At 70.0% G+C, this 16,599-nt stretch carries 13 protein-coding genes, 1 tRNA gene and 2 pseudogenes; 6 read left to right on the top strand and 10 right to left on the bottom strand.

The features are described from left to right. Positions 1-28 precede the first annotated feature (28 nt). Positions 29-101, bottom strand: a tRNA-Asn gene (locus NF20_RS02345). 142 nt (positions 102-243) lie between these two features. Here NF20_RS02345 and NF20_RS02340 point away from each other — a divergent pair. After that, positions 244-519 carry a hypothetical protein gene (locus tag NF20_RS02340; RefSeq protein WP_003872504.1) on the top strand — a complete coding sequence of 92 codons (276 nt, stop codon included), beginning with the start codon at positions 244-246 and terminating at the stop codon, positions 517-519. On the opposite strand, the pseudogene dnaG reads toward NF20_RS02340, so the two are convergent. The 3 genes and pseudogenes from dnaG to NF20_RS02320 all read right to left on the bottom strand — a co-directional run bounded on the left by dnaG (position 503) and on the right by NF20_RS02320 (position 4,452). Next, a pseudogene (dnaG, locus tag NF20_RS02330) lies at positions 503-2,454 on the bottom strand (DNA primase). The gene NF20_RS02340 and the pseudogene dnaG overlap by 17 nt on opposite strands. 41 nt (positions 2,455-2,495) lie before the next feature. Further along, positions 2,496-3,113, bottom strand: coding sequence for a superoxide dismutase[Cu-Zn] (sodC, locus tag NF20_RS02325; RefSeq protein WP_009976271.1), 618 nt, complete (start codon positions 3,111-3,113; stop codon positions 2,496-2,498). A 67-nt stretch (positions 3,114-3,180) separates the two neighbouring features. Next, positions 3,181-4,452, bottom strand: a complete 1,272-nt coding sequence (locus tag NF20_RS02320) for a deoxyguanosinetriphosphate triphosphohydrolase (RefSeq protein ID WP_003872507.1) — start codon at positions 4,450-4,452, stop codon at positions 3,181-3,183. Positions 4,453-4,595: 143 nt separating this feature from the next. Here NF20_RS02320 and NF20_RS02315 point away from each other — a divergent pair, with 143 nt between their 5' ends. Then, on the top strand, positions 4,596-6,581 hold the full coding sequence (locus NF20_RS02315; protein WP_011724555.1) for a TPM domain-containing protein: 1,986 nt from the start codon (positions 4,596-4,598) through the stop codon (positions 6,579-6,581). Between the two features lie 46 nt (positions 6,582-6,627). Here NF20_RS02315 and NF20_RS28855 read toward each other — a convergent pair whose 3' ends face one another. The 3 genes from NF20_RS28855 to NF20_RS02300 form a co-directional block, all read right to left on the bottom strand. Then, positions 6,628-6,915, bottom strand: a complete 288-nt coding sequence (locus NF20_RS28855) for a hypothetical protein (RefSeq protein ID WP_029245112.1) — start codon at positions 6,913-6,915, stop codon at positions 6,628-6,630. Positions 6,916-7,422: 507 nt separating this feature from the next. After that, a complete protein-coding gene (locus NF20_RS02305) occupies positions 7,423-8,655 on the bottom strand; it encodes a PPE family protein (protein ID WP_009976265.1) in 1,233 nt (410 codons plus the stop codon). A 183-nt stretch (positions 8,656-8,838) separates the two neighbouring features. Continuing rightward, the gene (locus NF20_RS02300; RefSeq protein WP_019732215.1) at positions 8,839-10,230 is read right to left on the bottom strand and encodes a glycine--tRNA ligase; all 1,392 of its coding nucleotides are present in this window, start codon (positions 10,228-10,230) and stop codon (positions 8,839-8,841) included. A gap of 242 nt (positions 10,231-10,472) precedes the next feature. On the opposite strand from NF20_RS02300, the gene NF20_RS02295 reads away from it, so the two are divergent. Then, positions 10,473-10,853 (top strand): ArsR/SmtB family transcription factor, encoded by a 381-nt coding sequence (locus tag NF20_RS02295; RefSeq protein ID WP_003878320.1) that lies wholly within the window; start codon positions 10,473-10,475, stop codon positions 10,851-10,853. Beyond that, complete coding sequence (locus NF20_RS02290; protein ID WP_011724552.1) at positions 10,850-11,257, top strand: Fur family transcriptional regulator; 408 nt, start codon at positions 10,850-10,852, stop codon at positions 11,255-11,257. Before NF20_RS02295 ends, NF20_RS02290 begins: the two co-directional genes overlap by 4 nt. Positions 11,258-11,335: 78 nt before the next feature. Here NF20_RS02290 and NF20_RS02285 read toward each other — a convergent pair whose 3' ends face one another. Genes NF20_RS02285 through recO form a run of 3 tightly spaced genes read right to left on the bottom strand, consistent with a single transcriptional unit; the run spans position 11,336 to position 13,444 of the window. Then, on the bottom strand, positions 11,336-11,764 hold the full coding sequence (locus NF20_RS02285) for a hypothetical protein (RefSeq protein WP_011724551.1): 429 nt from the start codon (positions 11,762-11,764) through the stop codon (positions 11,336-11,338). After that, positions 11,764-12,654 carry a decaprenyl diphosphate synthase gene (locus NF20_RS02280; RefSeq protein WP_011724550.1) on the bottom strand — a complete coding sequence of 297 codons (891 nt, stop codon included), beginning with the start codon at positions 12,652-12,654 and terminating at the stop codon, positions 11,764-11,766. The genes NF20_RS02285 and NF20_RS02280 overlap by 1 nt, the downstream gene beginning before the upstream one ends. Then, positions 12,647-13,444: a DNA repair protein RecO gene (gene recO, locus NF20_RS02275; RefSeq protein WP_003878322.1), complete on the bottom strand. Its 798-nt coding sequence runs from the start codon at positions 13,442-13,444 to the stop codon at positions 12,647-12,649. Before recO ends, NF20_RS02280 begins: the two co-directional genes overlap by 8 nt. A gap of 61 nt (positions 13,445-13,505) precedes the next feature. On the opposite strand from recO, the gene NF20_RS02270 reads away from it, so the two are divergent. Both NF20_RS02270 and NF20_RS02265 read left to right on the top strand, forming a co-directional pair. Continuing rightward, positions 13,506-15,017, top strand: coding sequence for an amidase (locus tag NF20_RS02270; RefSeq protein WP_023861401.1), 1,512 nt, complete (start codon positions 13,506-13,508; stop codon positions 15,015-15,017). Between the two features lie 74 nt (positions 15,018-15,091). Beyond that, positions 15,092-16,547, top strand: a pseudogene (locus tag NF20_RS02265) (aminotransferase class I/II-fold pyridoxal phosphate-dependent enzyme). Positions 16,548-16,599 lie beyond the last annotated feature (52 nt).

Genomic DNA, 16,599 nt, shown 5'->3' with positions numbered 1-16,599 from the left:
TCACCGACGCCGGGCGCTGCAGAAAGTGCTCCCCCGCCTGGACTCGAACCAGGAACCCTTCGGTTAACAGCCGAATGCTCTGCCAATTGAGCTACAGGGGACTAACCCGATCGCGGGACGACTCTAGCGTACTGGCACGACCGCACCCAACTAGCGTGACCCGTGGCATACCGTGGCGATCGCGGACGCCTGCACCCCATCCGGTGAGGCAGGATGGAGCCATCGATAGTCGGGAGGAACGCTTTGATCCGGTATGTCGTGGTGCTTGGACTGGGGTATGTGCTGGGCTCAAAGGCCGGGCGGCGCCGATACGAGCAGATCGTCGGCACCTACCGCGCGCTGACCAGCAGCCCGGTGGCCAAGTCGGTGATCGAAGGGGGCCGGCGCAAGATCGCGAATCGGATCTCGCCCGACGCCGGGTTCGTCACGCTGACGCAGATCGACGACCGGACCGCCATCATGGAACGCGAGGCCGAGCCGGCCGACGAGGCCCTGGCGCCGTCTAATCGTCCCCGCTAGCCTGCTCCAACAGGCTGCGCCGGTAGGCCTCCATCGCCACCAGGTCGCCGAACAGCGCGTGGTATTCGTCGCCCTGCTCGATGGGCGACATGCGCTGCAGCTTCGACTTGACCTCGGCGATCTGCCGGCCCATCCACACCTCCTGCAGCCGGGCCAGCACGCCGGCGATGTAGCGCGGCAGCTTCTCGTCGTCGACCTGGATGGCCTCGACACCCAGTTCGCTGATCAGCCCCGCCGTCAGCGGCGAGGAGGCCCGGTCGCGCACCGCCTCGATCCACTGCCCGCCGGTGACACCGCTCGACGTGCCGCCGGCCGCCTCGATCGCGGCACGCACGGCGGCGTACCCGGGATGGGTGAAGCTCTCGACGGTCAGCGAGTCGAACACCGGCCCGGCCAGCGCCGGGTACTGCAACGCCGACTTGAGTGCCTCCCGCTGCGGCCACAGGGTGGGATCGCGGGGGTCGGGACGGCTGGCGGCGGGACCGGCCGGGCGGCGGACTGCTCGGCGCGGCGGGAGACCCTGCCGCCGGAGCCGCCGCGGCCCGCGCCGGCGGAGTGCTTGGACTGGCTGCGCACCCGGTCGATGACCTGCGCGACGTCGCTCCAGCCGACCCAGCCGGCGAGCTGGCGGGCGTACTCGTCGCGCAGCGTGGGGTCCTTGATCTGGGCCACCATCGGCACGCAGCGGCGCAGCGCGGCCACCCGGCCCTCGGCGCTGTCCAGGTCCAGCTCGGCGAGCGCCGACCGGATTGCGAACTCGAACAACGGTGTTCGCCGGGCCACCAGGTCGCGCAGCGCGGCGTCACCGGAGCGCAGCCGCAGGTCGCAGGGATCCATGCCGTCCGGCGCGACCGCGACGAAGGACTGCCCGGCCAGGTTCTGCTCGCCGCCGAACGCCTTGAGCGCCGCGGCCCGCCCCGCCGCGTCGCCGTCGAAGACGTAGATCAGTTCACCGCGAAAGAAGCTGTCGTCCATCATGAGTCGGCGCAGCATCGCCAGATGCTCGTCGCCGAAGGCGGTGCCGCAGGAGGCCACCGCAGTGGTGACCCCGGCCAGATGCATCGCCATCACGTCGGTGTAGCCCTCGACGACCACGGCCTGGTGGCCCTTGGCGATGTCGCGTTTGGCCAGATCGATGCCGAACATCACGTTCGACTTCTTGTACAGCAGCGTCTCGGGCGTGTTGATGTACTTGGCTTCCATCGGATCGTCGTCGAACAGCCGGCGGGCGCCGAACCCGATCACCTCGCCGGCCGAGCTGCGGATGGGCCACAGCAGCCGCCGGTGGAACCGGTCCATCGGGCCACGCCGGCCCTGCCGCGACAGGCCGGCCGCCTCCAGCTCCTTGAACTCAAAACCCTTGCGCTGCAGGTGTTTTGTCAGCGTATCCCAGCCCGACGGTGCGAATCCGCACCCGAAGTGACGGGCCGCCTCGGCATCGAAGTTGCGTTCGGTCAGATACTGGCGGGCCGGCGCCGCCTCGTCGGACTCGAGCGCCGCCGCGTAGAACTCCGCCGCGGCCGCGTTGGCCGCGATGAGCCGGCTGCGGCTGCCGCGGTCGCGCTGCACGCTGGTGGCCGGGCCGGAGTAGGTGATCGTGTGGCCGATCCGGTCGGCGAGCAGTTCGACGGCCTCGACGAAGCTGACGTGCTCGATCTTCTGGAGGAACGCGTACACGTCGCCGCCCTCGCCGCAGCCGAAGCAGTGGAAGTGCCCGTGATTGGGGCGGACGTGAAACGACGGCGACTTCTCGTCGTGGAACGGGCACAGGCCCTTGAGCGAATCCGCACCGGCACGCCGCAATTGGACGTAATCGCCGACCACTTCATCGATGCGCACCCGTTCGCGGATGGCGGCGATGTCGCGGTCGGGAATCCGGCCCCGGCCCCGGGCACGGCCATCGCCCGGGGCGCGTGAACCTGCCGGGCTGGACATCGGCTCAGTGTAAGGCGCGCAGCGCGCCGGGTACGGAAAAGCTATCCGGTACCGATGACACCGCAGGCAACCCGGTCCATCGCGTTCTCGGTGTCCTCGGCGCCGTGCAGCATCAACGCAGTCTTGTTACCGGCCAACAGCTCGTCGCGGGTGAACGCATCGGTGGTGGTGACCAGATAGGCCGCGCCGTCCTGGCGCACCTGCAGCGTGGCCAGATCGCCGCTTTCCGGCTTGCCGGTGTGGCCGGGGGCCTGGTAGTGACCGCCGGCGGACAGGAAGTTCCCGGGCGCACCGCCGGTGGGGGCCACCGAGTTCGGCTCGCACTTGCCGATCTCGTGCACGTGCAGGCCGTGCAGGCCGGGCGTCAGGACGCCGTTGGTCACCGTCTTCACCGTGACGGTGACGTAGCCCCCGGTGAAGTCGAAGGTCGCGGTGGCCACCGACCGGCCGTCGGGCGTCTTCAGTTCCGCGGTCAGCGCCCCGCCGCCGGGCGCCGGGGTGGTCGTCGCACCGGAGGACGTGGGTGCGGCGCTTTTCACCGGCGGAGTGGTGCCCGGCTGGGTGCTCGCGTGCTGCGGTGAACTGCACGCGGTCATGGCGAGAACCGGAAGCCCCATCAAGAGGGTGGCGATGCAGGGCGAGCCGCTGATTTTCTTCATATCGGGGAGCCTAACTCGCCGCGCCCGCGCCGCTTCCCGGGCCGCGCGACTTGTCGCCTGCGCGGCGCTACGGACCGGCCTGGCGGGCGTCGATGCGTTCCAGCCGGCCCTCGGTGTAGGAGGCGATCTGATCCACGATCACCCGCCACCGGGCGCCGTCATCGGCCGCGGTGTTGAACGCGGCGGCAAAGACCGGATCCAGCGTTCGCGGCGCCCCCGCATACAGCCAGTGCGCCACCCGGTGGATGCGTTCACGCTGCCCGGCCTGGGTCTGTTGATGGCGGGGATCGGACATGATGAACTGCAGCGCCAGGATTTTCAGCAAGGCCACCTCGGCGCGGACCAGATCGGGGACCGCGAGCTCGGCGCGGTAGCGCACCAGCGGCCCGGGTCCGGCGGCCGCGCGTGTGGTGGCGATGGCGGCCGAGGCAAACCTGCCGACCAGCTCACTGGTCAACCGTTTGAGCGCCACCGAGGAGGCCAGCGTGGCGTCGTACTTGCCGACGGCGGCGACCACCGGCAGGGCCGACAGCCGGCGCGCGGCGGCCATGAAGTCGTCGGCGCCCACCCGGGAGAATTCGCTCTCGCCCAGTTTGGCCAGGGCCGCGGCCTCGTCGTCGTCGGCGAGCACCCGCAGGTCGATGCGTTGCGAGACGACGCCGTCCTCGACGTCGTGCACCGAATAGGCGACATCGTCGGCCCAGTCCATCACCTGCGCTTCCAGGCACATCCGGCCGGCCGGGGCGCCGGCGCGCACCCAGGCCGCCGCTTCCCGGTCGTCGTCGTAGAAACCGAACTTGCTTGTCCCGGGGCCTTCGCCGCGCCGCCACGGATATTTGATCACCGCATCCAGTGACGCGCGCGTCAGGTTCAACCCGGCGCTATTTCCTTGTGCGTCAAGAACTTTGGGCTCGAGGCTGGTCAGGATCCGGAAGTTCTGGGCGTTGCCCTCAAACCCGCCGTATGCCGCGGCGACCTCGTCGAGCGCGCGTTCGCCGTTGTGGCCGTAGGGCGGGTGGCCGATGTCGTGGGCCAGCCCCGCGAGCTCGACGAGGTCGAGATCGCAGCCCAGCCCCACCGCCATCCCCCGACCGATCTGAGCGACCTCGAGCGAGTGCGTCAGCCGGGTACGCGGCGTGTCTCCCTCTCGCGGCCCGACGACCTGGGTCTTGTCGGCCAAGCGGCGCAGCGCGGCGCTGTGCAGCACGCGGGCGCGGTCGCGGGCGAAGTCGGTACGGTGCTGACCTTCGGTGCCCGGCAGACCCGCAGTCTTGGGCGCTTCGGCCACCCGTCGCTGACGGTCGAAGTCGTCGTAGGGGTCGTGCTGATTCCTGGTCACCGACGCACAGTCTGCCAGGGAATGCCCGCCCGAGTCCGGCTCGACTCGGGCCCTCCGGCCCGAATCGTCGCGGGGCTGTGTTCGATTGCCCCACTCCTCATCGGGCCCTCCGGCCCGAATCGTCGCGGGGCTAGATTGACCCTATGCGCACAGCTCGCCTGCTCGCCGTGCTCGCCGCGCTCCTCACGGTCGGCCTCAGCGCGGGTCTGCTGGCACCGCCGGCCGGCGCGCAACCACCACTGCGCTTGTCCGACTACCTCACCGACACCGCCGGAGTGCTATCGGATTCCGGCCGTAAGGCGATCACCACCGCCGTCGACAAGCTCTACACCGACCGCCACATCCGGCTGTGGGTGGTCTACGTCGACACCTTCTCCGGGCAGACCGCGACCCGGTGGGCACAAGACACCCTGCGCACCAGCGACCTGGGCGACTACGACGCGCTGCTGGCCGTCGCCACCACCGACCGCGCCTACGCCTTCCTGGTGCCGCCCACCATCAGGGGCGTCAACCAGAGTCGAGTCGACGCCTTGCGGCACAACAAGATCGAACCCGCCCTGCACGACGGCGACTGGAGCGGCGCGGCGGTGGCCGCGGCCACCGGGCTCGACACCGCGCCCGGCTCGTCGGGCCGGGTGATCCTGCTGGCGACGCTGGCGGCCCTTCTCGTCGCGGTGATGGGTCTGCTGCTGGTCATGCGTTATCGCGGGCGGCGCCGCCGGGCCGCCGCATTGGCCGCGGCGCGCCGCCTCGACCCCACCGACCTCGACGCGCTGGCCGCGCTGCCGCTGCCGACACTCGACGACCTGTCCCGCGCGCTGGTGGTCGACGTCGACAACGCGTTGCGCACCAGCGCCAACGAACTGGACCTGGCCGTCGCCGAATTCGGCGACCAGCGCACCCAACCGTTCACCCAGGCCGTCACCAACGCCAAAGCCGCTCTCTCCCAAGCGTTTACGGTGCGCCAGCAATTGGATGACGGCATGCCGGAGACACCCGCGCAGCGCCGCGAGCTGCTCACCCAGGTGATCGTGTCGGCGGCGCGCGCCGACCGCGAACTGGAATCGCAGACCGAGGCCTTCGAGGGCCTGCGCGATCTGGTGATCAACGCCCCGTCGCGGCTGGACGGGCTGACGCAGCAGTACGTCGAACTGACCGCCCGCATCGGCCCGGCCGAGCAACAGCTGGCGGCGCTGCACAACGAGTTCAGCGCTGCCGCACTGACTTCGGTGTCCGGCAATGTCACGGCGGCCAAGGAGCGGCTGGCGTTCGCCGACCGCAACATCGGCACCGCCCGCGAGCTCGCCGGCCAGGCCGTCAGCGGACAGCAAGGCCGATTGGTGGACGCGGTGCGCGCCGCCGAGTCGGCGCTCGGGCAGGCCCGGTCGCTACTCGACGCGGTGGACCACGCGGCCGGTGACATCCGGCACGCGATCGACCAATTGCCTTCGGCGATGGCCGATATCGAAAACGACATCAAGCGCGCCGCGGAGTTACTGGCCGCCACCCGCGACACCAAATCCGGCCACGCCGCCGAGTTGGCCGCCGCGCGCGACGCGGCCACCAGGGCCGTCGAGGGCGCACGCGCCGGTGCGCCCGACGATCCGCTGGGCGCGTTCGGGCAGCTGACCAAGGCCGACGCGGGCCTCAACGCGGTGCTGGCCGCCGTGGCTCAGGAGCGGGCCGCCGCCGAGCGACTCGCCCGGTCGCTGGAGCAGGCGCTGTTCACCGCGCAATCGCGGGTGCGGGCGGTCTCCGACTACATCGACACCCGCCGGGGCAGCATCGGGCCGGAGGCCCGCACCCGGCTGGCCGAGGCGCAACGGCACTTGCACGCCGCGGCGGACAGGCGGGCGACGGACCCGGCCGATGCGATCGCGCACGCCAACGCGGCGTCGACGCTGGCCGCCGAGGCCCAGTCGCTGGCCAACGGCGACGTGCAAGCGGCGCGACGCGCCTATCCGCGCGGCGGGGGCGGTGACATGGGCGCGATGCTCGGCGGCATCATCATCGGCGACCTGCTGAGCTCGGGCATGCGCGGCGGGTTCGGCGGCTGGAGCCCGGCGTCGTTCGGCGGCAGCACGAGTTCCTCCGGCGGCGGTGTCCTGGGTGGCGGCGGCCGATTCTGAGCGACCAGAAACCAGCCCCCGCAGGGACTTTCGGTGCTAGCGGGGCTCAGCCGGCGGCCGGGGAATGCGGTATAACGCCCGCGGTGCGCGGTACGGCTTCGCCGTCCCACCCGCTCCAGACCCCGTCGGCGACCGCGGTCGGGCGGGGCATCTCGGCCGTCTCCTCGACGGCCTCGGCGCTCGCTTCCGGCTTCGGCGCCCAGTGGTCGTAGTCGTCGGGTGGAACGGCCACGCCCCATTTGAGTGGGACCGACAAGCCACCCAGCACGCCTGACTCACCGCGTACTGCCGACACCGTGTCATCCGGCAACGGCGAACCAAGAGGCAACAGCACCCCTGCCCCCTTCCACAGCCGATCGAAGCGTTCGGACGCTGTGGCGAACCTATTTACACCAACCGGTTCACATCGTAAGACAAACTGAAGAGAATATGCGGGAATTGCTGATTTTCCTTACGTTACGCGTGTGGCGAACGGCATCGGCCGCCGCCGTCCGGCCCCGGGCGGTGCACCGTCGCAGCGCGACACGCCGCCGACCGGTGCCCGCGCTAATCCCTCGTACGCGCCGGCAGCGCTAAAACCCTTGCCGTGCACGGGGTTCCGCTGCCCGGGAACGGCGTGCGGGGTCGGGGCAACCCCGAGCGCCGGACGGGCCGGCGACCGCGGGGACGTCTTGCGGGGCGAGGCAGGGACACCGCGGGCAGCGGGCGCCGGGCTCCGGTTTGACCGACACGGCGGACGAATTCGGCTTTGCCGGTGCGCGGTTTTCGCGCCGGCCGAAGAATTCCGAATTCGCGCCGCAATGCACTTCATGCACATCTGCCACAGCGGCACCGCGCGGCGTTATCCGGGCCGGTTTCGGGGCACCACCTTCGGCCGGGACCGCACCACCTCCGCCCGGGTCGCGCGGTCCTCGCCCTCGGGCTTCTTGTCCCCCACCGCCATCGCGGTCACCGGCACGCCGCTGCTCGAACCGGTCGAACCCGTTGTCGCCGCCGTCATCGGCGCCGCGCCGGGCGCGCCCGACATCGCGGGGGTGGCGATGTACGCCGGCATCGACCCCTGCCAGGTCGGCGGGACTGCCATCGCCCCGACGAACCGCGCGGTGCCCAGGCCCGCCGAGGCCACCCCCAGGGCGCCCAGCCCGCCACCGGCCAGCGGCTGCAGGTCGGCCAATGGGTTGGCGGCGGCATGCGGGGTCTCGACGGGCATCTTGGCGGTGTTCACCAGCGCCGGCGCGGGTGTCGCCGCCGGCGCCGCCGCCGGGGCGGTGCTTTGGGCCAGCGTCACCATGGGCGTCATCAGCGCGGTGGCCGGATACATCCCGGCCTGCGCCACCGATGTCAACGTCGCCACTGGCGTCGAGGTGATCAACGAGGTCAGCGACGACACCGCCGGCGGCAGCGCCGCCAACACGGACTGCAGCTGGGTGGCGAACGCCGTTCCCAGCGAGGACAGGCCCTCGAAGAACTGCGACGCGAAGCTCAGCGGTGCGCTCACCAACCCGGCCAGGCCGCCCAGGCCCGCGGACGCCGCGCCGCCGCCCAGGCCGGCGGGGGGCACCGTGAACGCCGGCAGGGCCTGCGCCGCCGATTGCGCGCCGGCGTGATACCCGAGCATGGCGGCCACGTCCCGCAACCACATCTCGACGTACTCGAGCTCGGTCTGCGCGATCGCCGCCGTGTTCTGGCCGAAGAAATTCGTCGCGATCAACACCAGCAGCCTGGCCCGATTGGCCAGCACCGCCGGCAGCGGGACCGTCGCCACCAACGCCCCCTCGAAGGCCAGCGCCGCCAGCCGGGCCTGCAACGCGGCCACTTCCGCCTGGGCCGCTGCGATGATCAGCCACTGCACATAGGGCGCAGCGGCCGCGGTCATGGCCACCGACGACGGCCCCATCCACGGACCCGCCGCCAAATCCGTCACCACGGTTTGGAATGACGACGCCGACGACGACAATTCGGCGGCCAGCCCGTCCCAGGCCGAGGCCGCCTCGAATAGGGGTCCGGAGCCCGCGCCTCCCGCAATCAGGGCCGAGTTGATCTCGGGAGGGAAGAACACAAACGCGGGAATCATTCGCAACCCCAACCGGCCGAGTTAACGGCTCCTGCAACGGACGGCCCGACATCCGCCCATGGCGACTAGTTATCGACTTATGCCCCAGAGCAGATCCTAAGGCACCCTTAGCGTTGGAAGCCGGAATTTACGCAAACCTTATTTCCCGAATCCGGTCCTGCGGAGGCGTCGGCGACGACGGCGCTAGCAGCCCTTGAGCCGCGCCGACAGGTAGTCGGCCACGGCGTCCATGCCGATCCGCTCCTGGGACATGTCGTCGCGCCGGCGCACCGTCACGGCGTTGTCCTCCAGCGAGTCGAAATCCACCGTCACGCAAAACGGTGTGCCGATCTCGTCCTGGCGCCGATACCGCCGGCCGATGGCGCCCGCGTCGTCGAATTCGATATTCCAGAACCGGCGCAGCTCGGCCGCCAGGTCGCGGGCCTTGGGACTCAGGTCGGCGTGCCGCGACAGCGGAAGCACCGCCGCCTTGACCGGAGCCAGCCGCGGGTCCAGCCGCAACACGGTGCGCTTTTCCATCTTGCCCTTGGCATTCGGCGCCTCGTCCTCGACGTAGGCGTCGATCAGAAAGGCCATGAACGACCGGGTCAGGCCGGCCGCCGGCTCGATCACGTACGGGATGTAGCGGGAGTCGGTGGCCTGGTCGTAGAAGGACAGGTCGACCCCGGAATGCTTTGAGTGCGTGGACAAGTCGAAGTCCGTGCGGTTGGCGACCCCCTCCAGCTCGCCCCACGGGTTACCGGCGAAGCCGAACTTGTACTCGATGTCGACGGTGCGGTCGGAGTAGTGCGACAGCTTGTCGGCGGGATGCTCGAACAGCCGCAGGTTCTGCGGATCGATACCCAATTCGACATACCATTGCAGCCGGGTGTCGATCCAATACTGATGCCATTCCTTGGCGGTCGAGGGCTCGACGAAGAACTCCATTTCCATTTGCTCGAACTCGCGGGTGCGGAAAATGAAGTTGCCCGGGGTGATCTCGTTGCGAAAGCTCTTGCCGATCTGGCCGATACCGAACGGCGGCTTCTTGCGTGCGGTCGTCACCACGTTGGCGAAGTTGACGAAAATACCCTGCGCGGTCTCCGGGCGCAGATAGTGCAGGCCTTCCTCGGTCTCGATGGGTCCGAGGTAGGTCTTGAGCATCATGTTGAACTCGCGCGGTTCGGTCCACCGGCCGGGTTCGCCGGTGTCCGGGTCGCGGATGTCGGCCAGCCCGTTGGGCGGCGGGTGGCCGTGTTTGGCCTCGTAGGCCTCGATGAGATGGTCGGCGCGGTAGCGCTTGTGGGTGATCAACGACTCGACCAGCGGGTCGTGGAAGACCTCGACATGGCCGGAGGCCACCCACACCTGGCGGGGCAGGATGATCGACGAATCCAGGCCGACGACGTCCTCGCGGGCGGTGACCACCGAGCGCCACCATTGCCGCTTGATGTTCTCCTTGAACTCCACGCCCAGCGGGCCGTAGTCCCAGGCCGAGCGGGTGCCACCGTAGATCTCCCCCGAGGGATAGACGAAGCCGCGCCGTTTGGCCAGGTTCACTACGGTGTCGATGACGGACGCCACGAGGCGGTGCACTCCCTTTCCGGGTTCGGGCGGGCACGCGCGGCGATCGACCGCGGTGCGCAGAGCATCAGTCATGGTAGCGATCGGCCCCGCCACCTTTGACATGCGTCATCATGCATGTGACAGTGGAAGCCGGCCGGTCGCGATACTCAACGGCGGATGCTTTCCCACTACCTGGCAATTCTCGAGGTGATGCCGCTCCCATGACGATGTCCCCCTCACCTGCTTCGATGCCGGCAGCCACCGACGGCGACATGGGACCGGAGCCGGGCCTGCCCGCCCACGACCACGACGGGCTCGCCGCCGCGGGCCACCCCGGTCCGGCCGACTACCCCGTCCCGCCGCCGCGGGACATCCTCGACGCCGCCGGCGAGCTGTTGCGGGCGCTGGCGGCGCCGGTGCGGATCGCGATCGTGCTGCAGTTGCGCCAGTCCCATCGCTGCGTGCACGAGCTGGTCGACGCGCTCGGGGTGCCCCAGCCGCTGGTCAGCCAGCACCTGAAGATCCTCAAGGCGGCCGGTGTGGTCGCCGGGGAGCGGTCCGGACGCGAGGTGCTCTACCGGCTCGCCGATCATCACCTCGCGCACATCGTGGTCGACGCCGTCGCCCACGCCGGCGAAGAGCCGCGCCCATGACGCCGTCCGGCGACGGGGCAGGAGTCAGTGTCCGCTCCACCCGGCAGCGTGCCGCGATCTCCACCCTGCTGGAGACCGTCGACGACTTCCGCTCCGCCCAGGAGCTGCACGACGAGCTGCGCCGCCGTGGCGAGAACATCGGGCTGACCACCGTCTACCGCACGCTGCAGTCGATGGCCGCCGCGGGCCTGATCGACACGCTGCGCACCGACACCGGCGAGTCGGTGTACCGCCGATGTTCCGAGCACCATCACCACCACCTGGTGTGCCGCAGTTGCGGGTCCACCATCGAGGTGGGCGATCACGAGGTCGAGGAGTGGGCCACCGCGGTGGCCGCCAAGCACGGTTTCTCCGACGTCAGCCACACCATCGAAATCTTCGGCACCTGCTCGGAGTGCCGGTAAACCGCGCCGAACGTGACGCTAGTTTCACGTTCGCGGTCGAGCGTGAAACTAGCTTCACGCTCGGCAGGCGGGAAGGACTCAATCGGTCAGGGTGTGACGGATCCGGGCGCCGGTATCGAGCACCAGCAACACCAGGGTGCGCAGCGCGTCGTCGGTCAGGCCGGCGCCGGGAAAGTTGTAGCGCAGCATCACGTCGGCGAGCTTGGCGGTGTTCTTGCCCGAATTGCGCTGCACCGCAGTCTTGTTGACCTTCTCGACCACGCTCACGCTGCCGAAGTTGGCATCCCGGGCCTGCCTGGCCACGTGGTCGCTGACCTTCTTGGTCAGCGGCAGGTCCCAGGCCAGGATCTGGGTGAGCGACACCAGGTCGAGGTCCTCGGCGATGTTGACCACCCGCAGCGAGGCGATGGTGCCCTGGTGGTGGACGGTCAGCGCGCCGTCGGATTCCTCCTGCGACGGCAGCACCTCGCGCAGCACCGATGCCAGACGCTCTTGCAGCGAGGACATTATGCGCTCCCGAATCTGCGGTTGCGGGAAGCGTATTCCTGGCAGGCGGCCCACAGATCGCGGCGGTCGTAGTCGGGCCACAACTTGTCCTGGAAGATGTATTCGGCGTAGGCGGCCTGCCACAACATGAAGTTGCTGGACCGCTGCTCCCCCGAGGTCCGCAAGAACAGGTCCACATCGGGGATGTCGGGCCGTTGCAGGTGATGCGCCACGGTGGACTCGGTGATGCGCTCGGGGTTCAACCGGCCGGCGGCGGCCAGCCGGGCGATTTCCTTTGTGGCCTCGGCAATTTCGGCCCTGCCCCCGTAGTTGACGCAGTAGTTGACGGTGATGACGTCGTTGCGCTTGGTCATCTCCTCGGCGATCGCCAATTCGTTGATCACGCTGCGCCACAGCCGGGGCCGCGAACCCACCCAGCGGATCTTGACCCCTATCGTGTTCAGGTTCACCCGTCGCATCCGCACCACGTCGCGGTTGAAGCCCATCAAAAACCGGACCTCTTCGGGGGACCGCTTCCAGTTCTCGGTGGAAAAGGCGTACAGGCTGAGCCACTTGATGCCGATTTCGATTGCGCCGCAGACGATGTCGATGACCACCGCCTCGCCGGCCTTGTGGCCGTCGGTGCGTGACATGCCCCGTTCGGTGGCCCAGCGGCCGTTGCCGTCCATCACGATGGCCACGTGGTTGGGCAGTCGGTCCGCGGGGATGCGCGGCGCTGCCGCCTTGGAGATGTGCTGCGGCGGCCGGCTCGGCCCGCCGCCGGGCGACGGCGGCAACTCGGGGAAGACCACCGGCCACGTCGACTTGTCCGGGAACACCGGGTAGTCGTCGGGCGCCGGGGGCAGCTGCGGGAAGCCGGTCGACTTCGGGGCGCGCTCGGCTCTAACCACAGTCCATATCCTGCCCGATCAGCGTGGCGCGCTGGTCGGCGATGGTGCGGTCGATGTGATAGGTCCGCTCGACGAGCGGCAACGTCTTGAGCTGGCGCTCCAGATGCCATTGCAGGTGCGCGGCCACCAGGCCGCTGACGTAGTTGCGGTGCGATTGCGGCGTCTGCTCGGCGAACTCCCAGTCGCCGTCGTGCAACGCCGACATCAGGTCCAGCACGCCGGGAGGCGGTGTCGTCGAACCGGCCGGGCGGCAGTGCGGGCACACGCTGCCGCCGGCGCCGACGTGGAACGCCCGATGCGGGCCGGGGGTGGCGCAGCGGGCGCACTCGGTCAGCGCCGGCGCCCATCCGGCGATGCCCATCGCGCGCAACAGGTAGGCGTCCAGCAGCAGGTCCCGGGACCGGCGGCCGTCGGCCACCGCCCGCAACGCGCTCACCGTGAGCCCGTGCAGGGCCGGGGCGGGGGCGCGCTCCTCACCGGCGAGGCGTTCGGCGGTTTCCAGCATCGCGCACGCGCAGGTGTAGCGGCCGTAATCGCTGACGATGTCGGTGGCGAACGCGTCGATCGAGACGACCTGGGTGACGATGTCGAGGTTGCGGCCCGGATGCAACTGCGCGTCGATATGGGCGAACGGCTCCAGCCGCGCGCCGAATTTGCTGCGGGTGCGGCGTACCCCCTTGGCCACCGCGCGAACCAGCCCGTGGTCCCGGGTCAACAGGGTGACGATCCGGTCGGCTTCGCCGAGCTTGTGCTGGCGCAGCACAACAGCTCGGTCTCGATACAGCCGCATCCCAATAGTTTTGCACCCCGCCGCGACATTGCGGGGATCCGCGCCGTTAGTCTCGTACCCCGTGATTGGCGCTTCTGAGTCGGGTTCCGGGGCGCTTTCCGGCTCGGGTTCTGGATCCGGCAACCGGCGCCTGCCCACCCTGACTGACCTGCTGTATCAGCTGGCCAGCCGGTCGGTGAGTTCCACCACACTGGTGGGTCGCTCGCTGCACGCCATCCATGCCAGCCAGCCCACGCTGAACGCCTTCCGGGTGGTGCTCACCGAGTCGGCGCTGGCCGACGCCGCCGAGGCCGATCGGCGCCGCGCGGCCGGGGACACCGCCCCGCTGCTGGGCATTCCGATCGCCGTCAAGGACGACGTCGACATTGCCGGCGTGCCCACCGCCTTCGGCACCGAGGGCTCGGTGCCGCCCGCCACGCACGATGCCGAGGTGGTTCGCCGCCTCAAGGCCGCCGGCGCGGTGATCGTCGGCAAAACCAACACCTGTGAACTCGGGCAATGGCCGTTCACCAGCGGACCGGGCTTCGGGCACACCCGCAATCCCTGGTCGCGCCGGCACACCCCGGGCGGATCGTCGGGCGGCAGCGCCGCGGCGGTGGCCGCGGGCCTGGTGACCGCGGCCATCGGGTCCGACGGCGCCGGCAGCATCCGCATCCCGGCGGCGTGGACGCACCTGGTGGGCATCAAGCCGCAGCGCGGACGCATCTCGACCTGGCCGCTGCCGGAGGCGTTCAACGGGATCACGGTCAACGGCGTGCTGGCCCGCACGGTGGCCGACGCGGCGTTGGTGCTCGACGCGGCGTCCGGCAACGTCGACGGCGACCGGCACAAACCGCCCCCGATCACCGCCTCCGACTATGTGGGCAAGGCGCCCGGGCCGTTGAACATCGCGCTGTCGACCCGGTTCCCCTACACAGGGTTCCGGCCGAAGCTGCATCCGGAGATCCTGGCCGCGACCCGTGCGGTGGGCAAGCAACTCGAGCTGCTGGGCCACACCGTGGTGCCGGGCAACCCGGACTACGGCATGCGGCTGTCGTGGGATTTTCTCGCCCGCTCCACCGCCGGCCTGCGGGACTGGGAGGAGCGGTTGGGCGACGGCGTGGTTCTGGACCCTCGCACGGTGGCCAACTTGCGGCTGGGTCATCTGCTGGGACAGGCGATCCTGCGCAGCGCCCGCCGCCACGAGGCCGCCGACCAGCGCCGGGTGGGCTCGATCTTCGACATCGTCGACGTGGTGCTGGCGCCGACCACCGCGCAACCCCCGCCGCTGGCCCGCGCCTTCGACCGGCTCAGCGGCTTCGGCACTGACCGCGCCATGATCGCGGCGTGCCCGCTGACCTTCCCGTGGAACGTGCTGGGCTGGCCGTCCATCAACGTTCCGGCCGGCTTCACCTCCGACGGCCTGCCGATCGGCGTGCAGCTGATGGGCCCGGCCAACAGCGAGGGCATGCTGATCTCGCTGGCCGCCGAGTTGGAGGCGGTGTCCGGGTGGGCGAGCAAACAGCCGCAGCCCTGGTGGGACCAGAGCGCCGACACTCCCCCCGCCCCCGGCCAGCCCGCGCCCACCGGGTGACGGCCGCCCGCGACGAGCGCGCCGGCGGCCGGCCGCGGCGAGTCGGCCGTGCACAACCGGGGTATCCGAGCGCAATGGACCAATCCGACGCACCTTTGCTCAACGCGCTGGCCGACTATCGCGACAAGAACCGGTACGGGTTCGCGCCGCCCGGGCACCGGCAGGGCCGCGGCACCGACGATCGGGTCCTCGCGGTGCTGGGCCGCGAGCCCTTTCTCGACGACGTGCTGGCCAGCGGCGGGCTCGACGACCGTCGCACCAGCAACGGCTACCTGCAGCGCGCGGAGGACCTGACGGCCGAGGCCGTCGGCGCCGAGATCGCCTGGTTCTCCACCTGCGGCAGCTCCCTGTCGGTGCGCGCGGCGATGATGGCGGTGGCCGGTGGCCGGGCAGCCTGCTGGTCGGCCGGGACAGCCACAAGTCGATCGTGGCGGGGCTGATCTTCTCCGGGGTGCAGCCGCGCTGGATCACTCCCCGCTGGGACGCCGAGCGCCACTTTTCTCATCCGCCTCGCCGCAGCAGGTCGAAGAGGCCTGGGACAAGCATCCCGATGCCGCCGGTGCGCTGGTCGTCAGCCCCAGCCCGTACGGCACCTGCGCCGACATCGCCGGCATCGCCGAGGTGTGTCATCGGCGGGGCAAGCCGTTGATCCTCGACGAGGCGTGGGGGGCGCACCTGCCGTTCCACGAGGACCTGCCGACCTGGGCGATGGATGCCGGCGCCGACGTGTGCGTGGTCAGCGTGCACAAGATGGGCGCCGGTTTCGAGCAGGGCTCGGTGTTCCACGTCCAGGGCGACCTCATCGACCGGGACCGCCTCTCGGCGTGCGCGGATCTGCTGATGACCACCAGCCCCAACGTCCTGATCTACGCGGCGATGGATGGCTGGCGCCGGCAGATGGTGCAGCACGGTCACCAATTGCTCGGCGCCGCATTGGATTTGGCGCGGCAGGTGCGCGACGAGATCGAGCTCATTCCCGATGTGGAGGTGCTCGACGACGAGCTGCTGGGCGTGCAGGCGTCCCACGACCTGGACCGCATGCAGGTGCTGATCGACGTATGCGGCACCGGCACATCGGGTTATCAGGCCGCCGACTGGCTGCGCGAGCACGCGCGCATCGACGTGGGCATGAGCGACCACCGCCGCATCCTGGCCACCTTGTCCATGGCCGACGACAAGGAGACGCTGGGCCGTCTCACCGATGCGCTGCGGGCGTGGCGCACCGCGGCGCAGGACTTCGACCCCGCCCCCCGGATCGCGCTGCCGTCGCCGGCCGAAATGCAGTTGGAGACGGTCGAATTGCCGCGCGACGCGTTTTTCGGGCGGGTGCAGGAGGTGCCGACCAAAACCGCCGCCGGCCGGATCGCCGCCGAACAGATCACGCCCTATCCCCCGGGCATCCCCGCCGTCGTCCCCGGCGAGCGGCTCAATGATGCTGTGCTGGACTACCTTTGCTCCGGTGTGGCCGCGGGGATGAACCTGCCCGACGCGGCCGATCCGTCGCTGCAGACCATCCGGGTGCTCGCCTGAGGCTTCACCCGAGCAACTGGCGCACCTCGCCGGTCACCTCGTCCACCGGCAC

The sequence above is a fragment of the Mycobacterium sp. MAC_080597_8934 genome, assembly GCF_000523975.1.
GTDB lineage: Bacteria > Actinomycetota > Actinomycetes > Mycobacteriales > Mycobacteriaceae > Mycobacterium > Mycobacterium avium.
The sequence above is the reverse complement of the archived record's forward strand: the minus strand, read 5'-3'. Positions and strand labels throughout refer to the sequence as shown.

Coding starts and splice junctions, on each gene's coding strand:
- sodC (WP_009976271.1), bottom strand. CDS start 3,113: ATGAAGAAAATCAGCGGCTCGCCCTGCATCGCCACCCTCTTGATGGGG.
- NF20_RS02315 (WP_011724555.1), top strand. CDS start 4,596: ATGCGCACAGCTCGCCTGCTCGCCGTGCTCGCCGCGCTCCTCACGGTC.
- NF20_RS02305 (WP_009976265.1), bottom strand. CDS start 8,655: ATGATTCCCGCGTTTGTGTTCTTCCCTCCCGAGATCAACTCGGCCCTG.
- NF20_RS02295 (WP_003878320.1), top strand. CDS start 10,473: ATGGGACCGGAGCCGGGCCTGCCCGCCCACGACCACGACGGGCTCGCC.
- NF20_RS02290 (WP_011724552.1), top strand. CDS start 10,850: ATGACGCCGTCCGGCGACGGGGCAGGAGTCAGTGTCCGCTCCACCCGG.
- NF20_RS02285 (WP_011724551.1), bottom strand. CDS start 11,764: ATGTCCTCGCTGCAAGAGCGTCTGGCATCGGTGCTGCGCGAGGTGCTG.
- recO (WP_003878322.1), bottom strand. CDS start 13,444: ATGCGGCTGTATCGAGACCGAGCTGTTGTGCTGCGCCAGCACAAGCTC.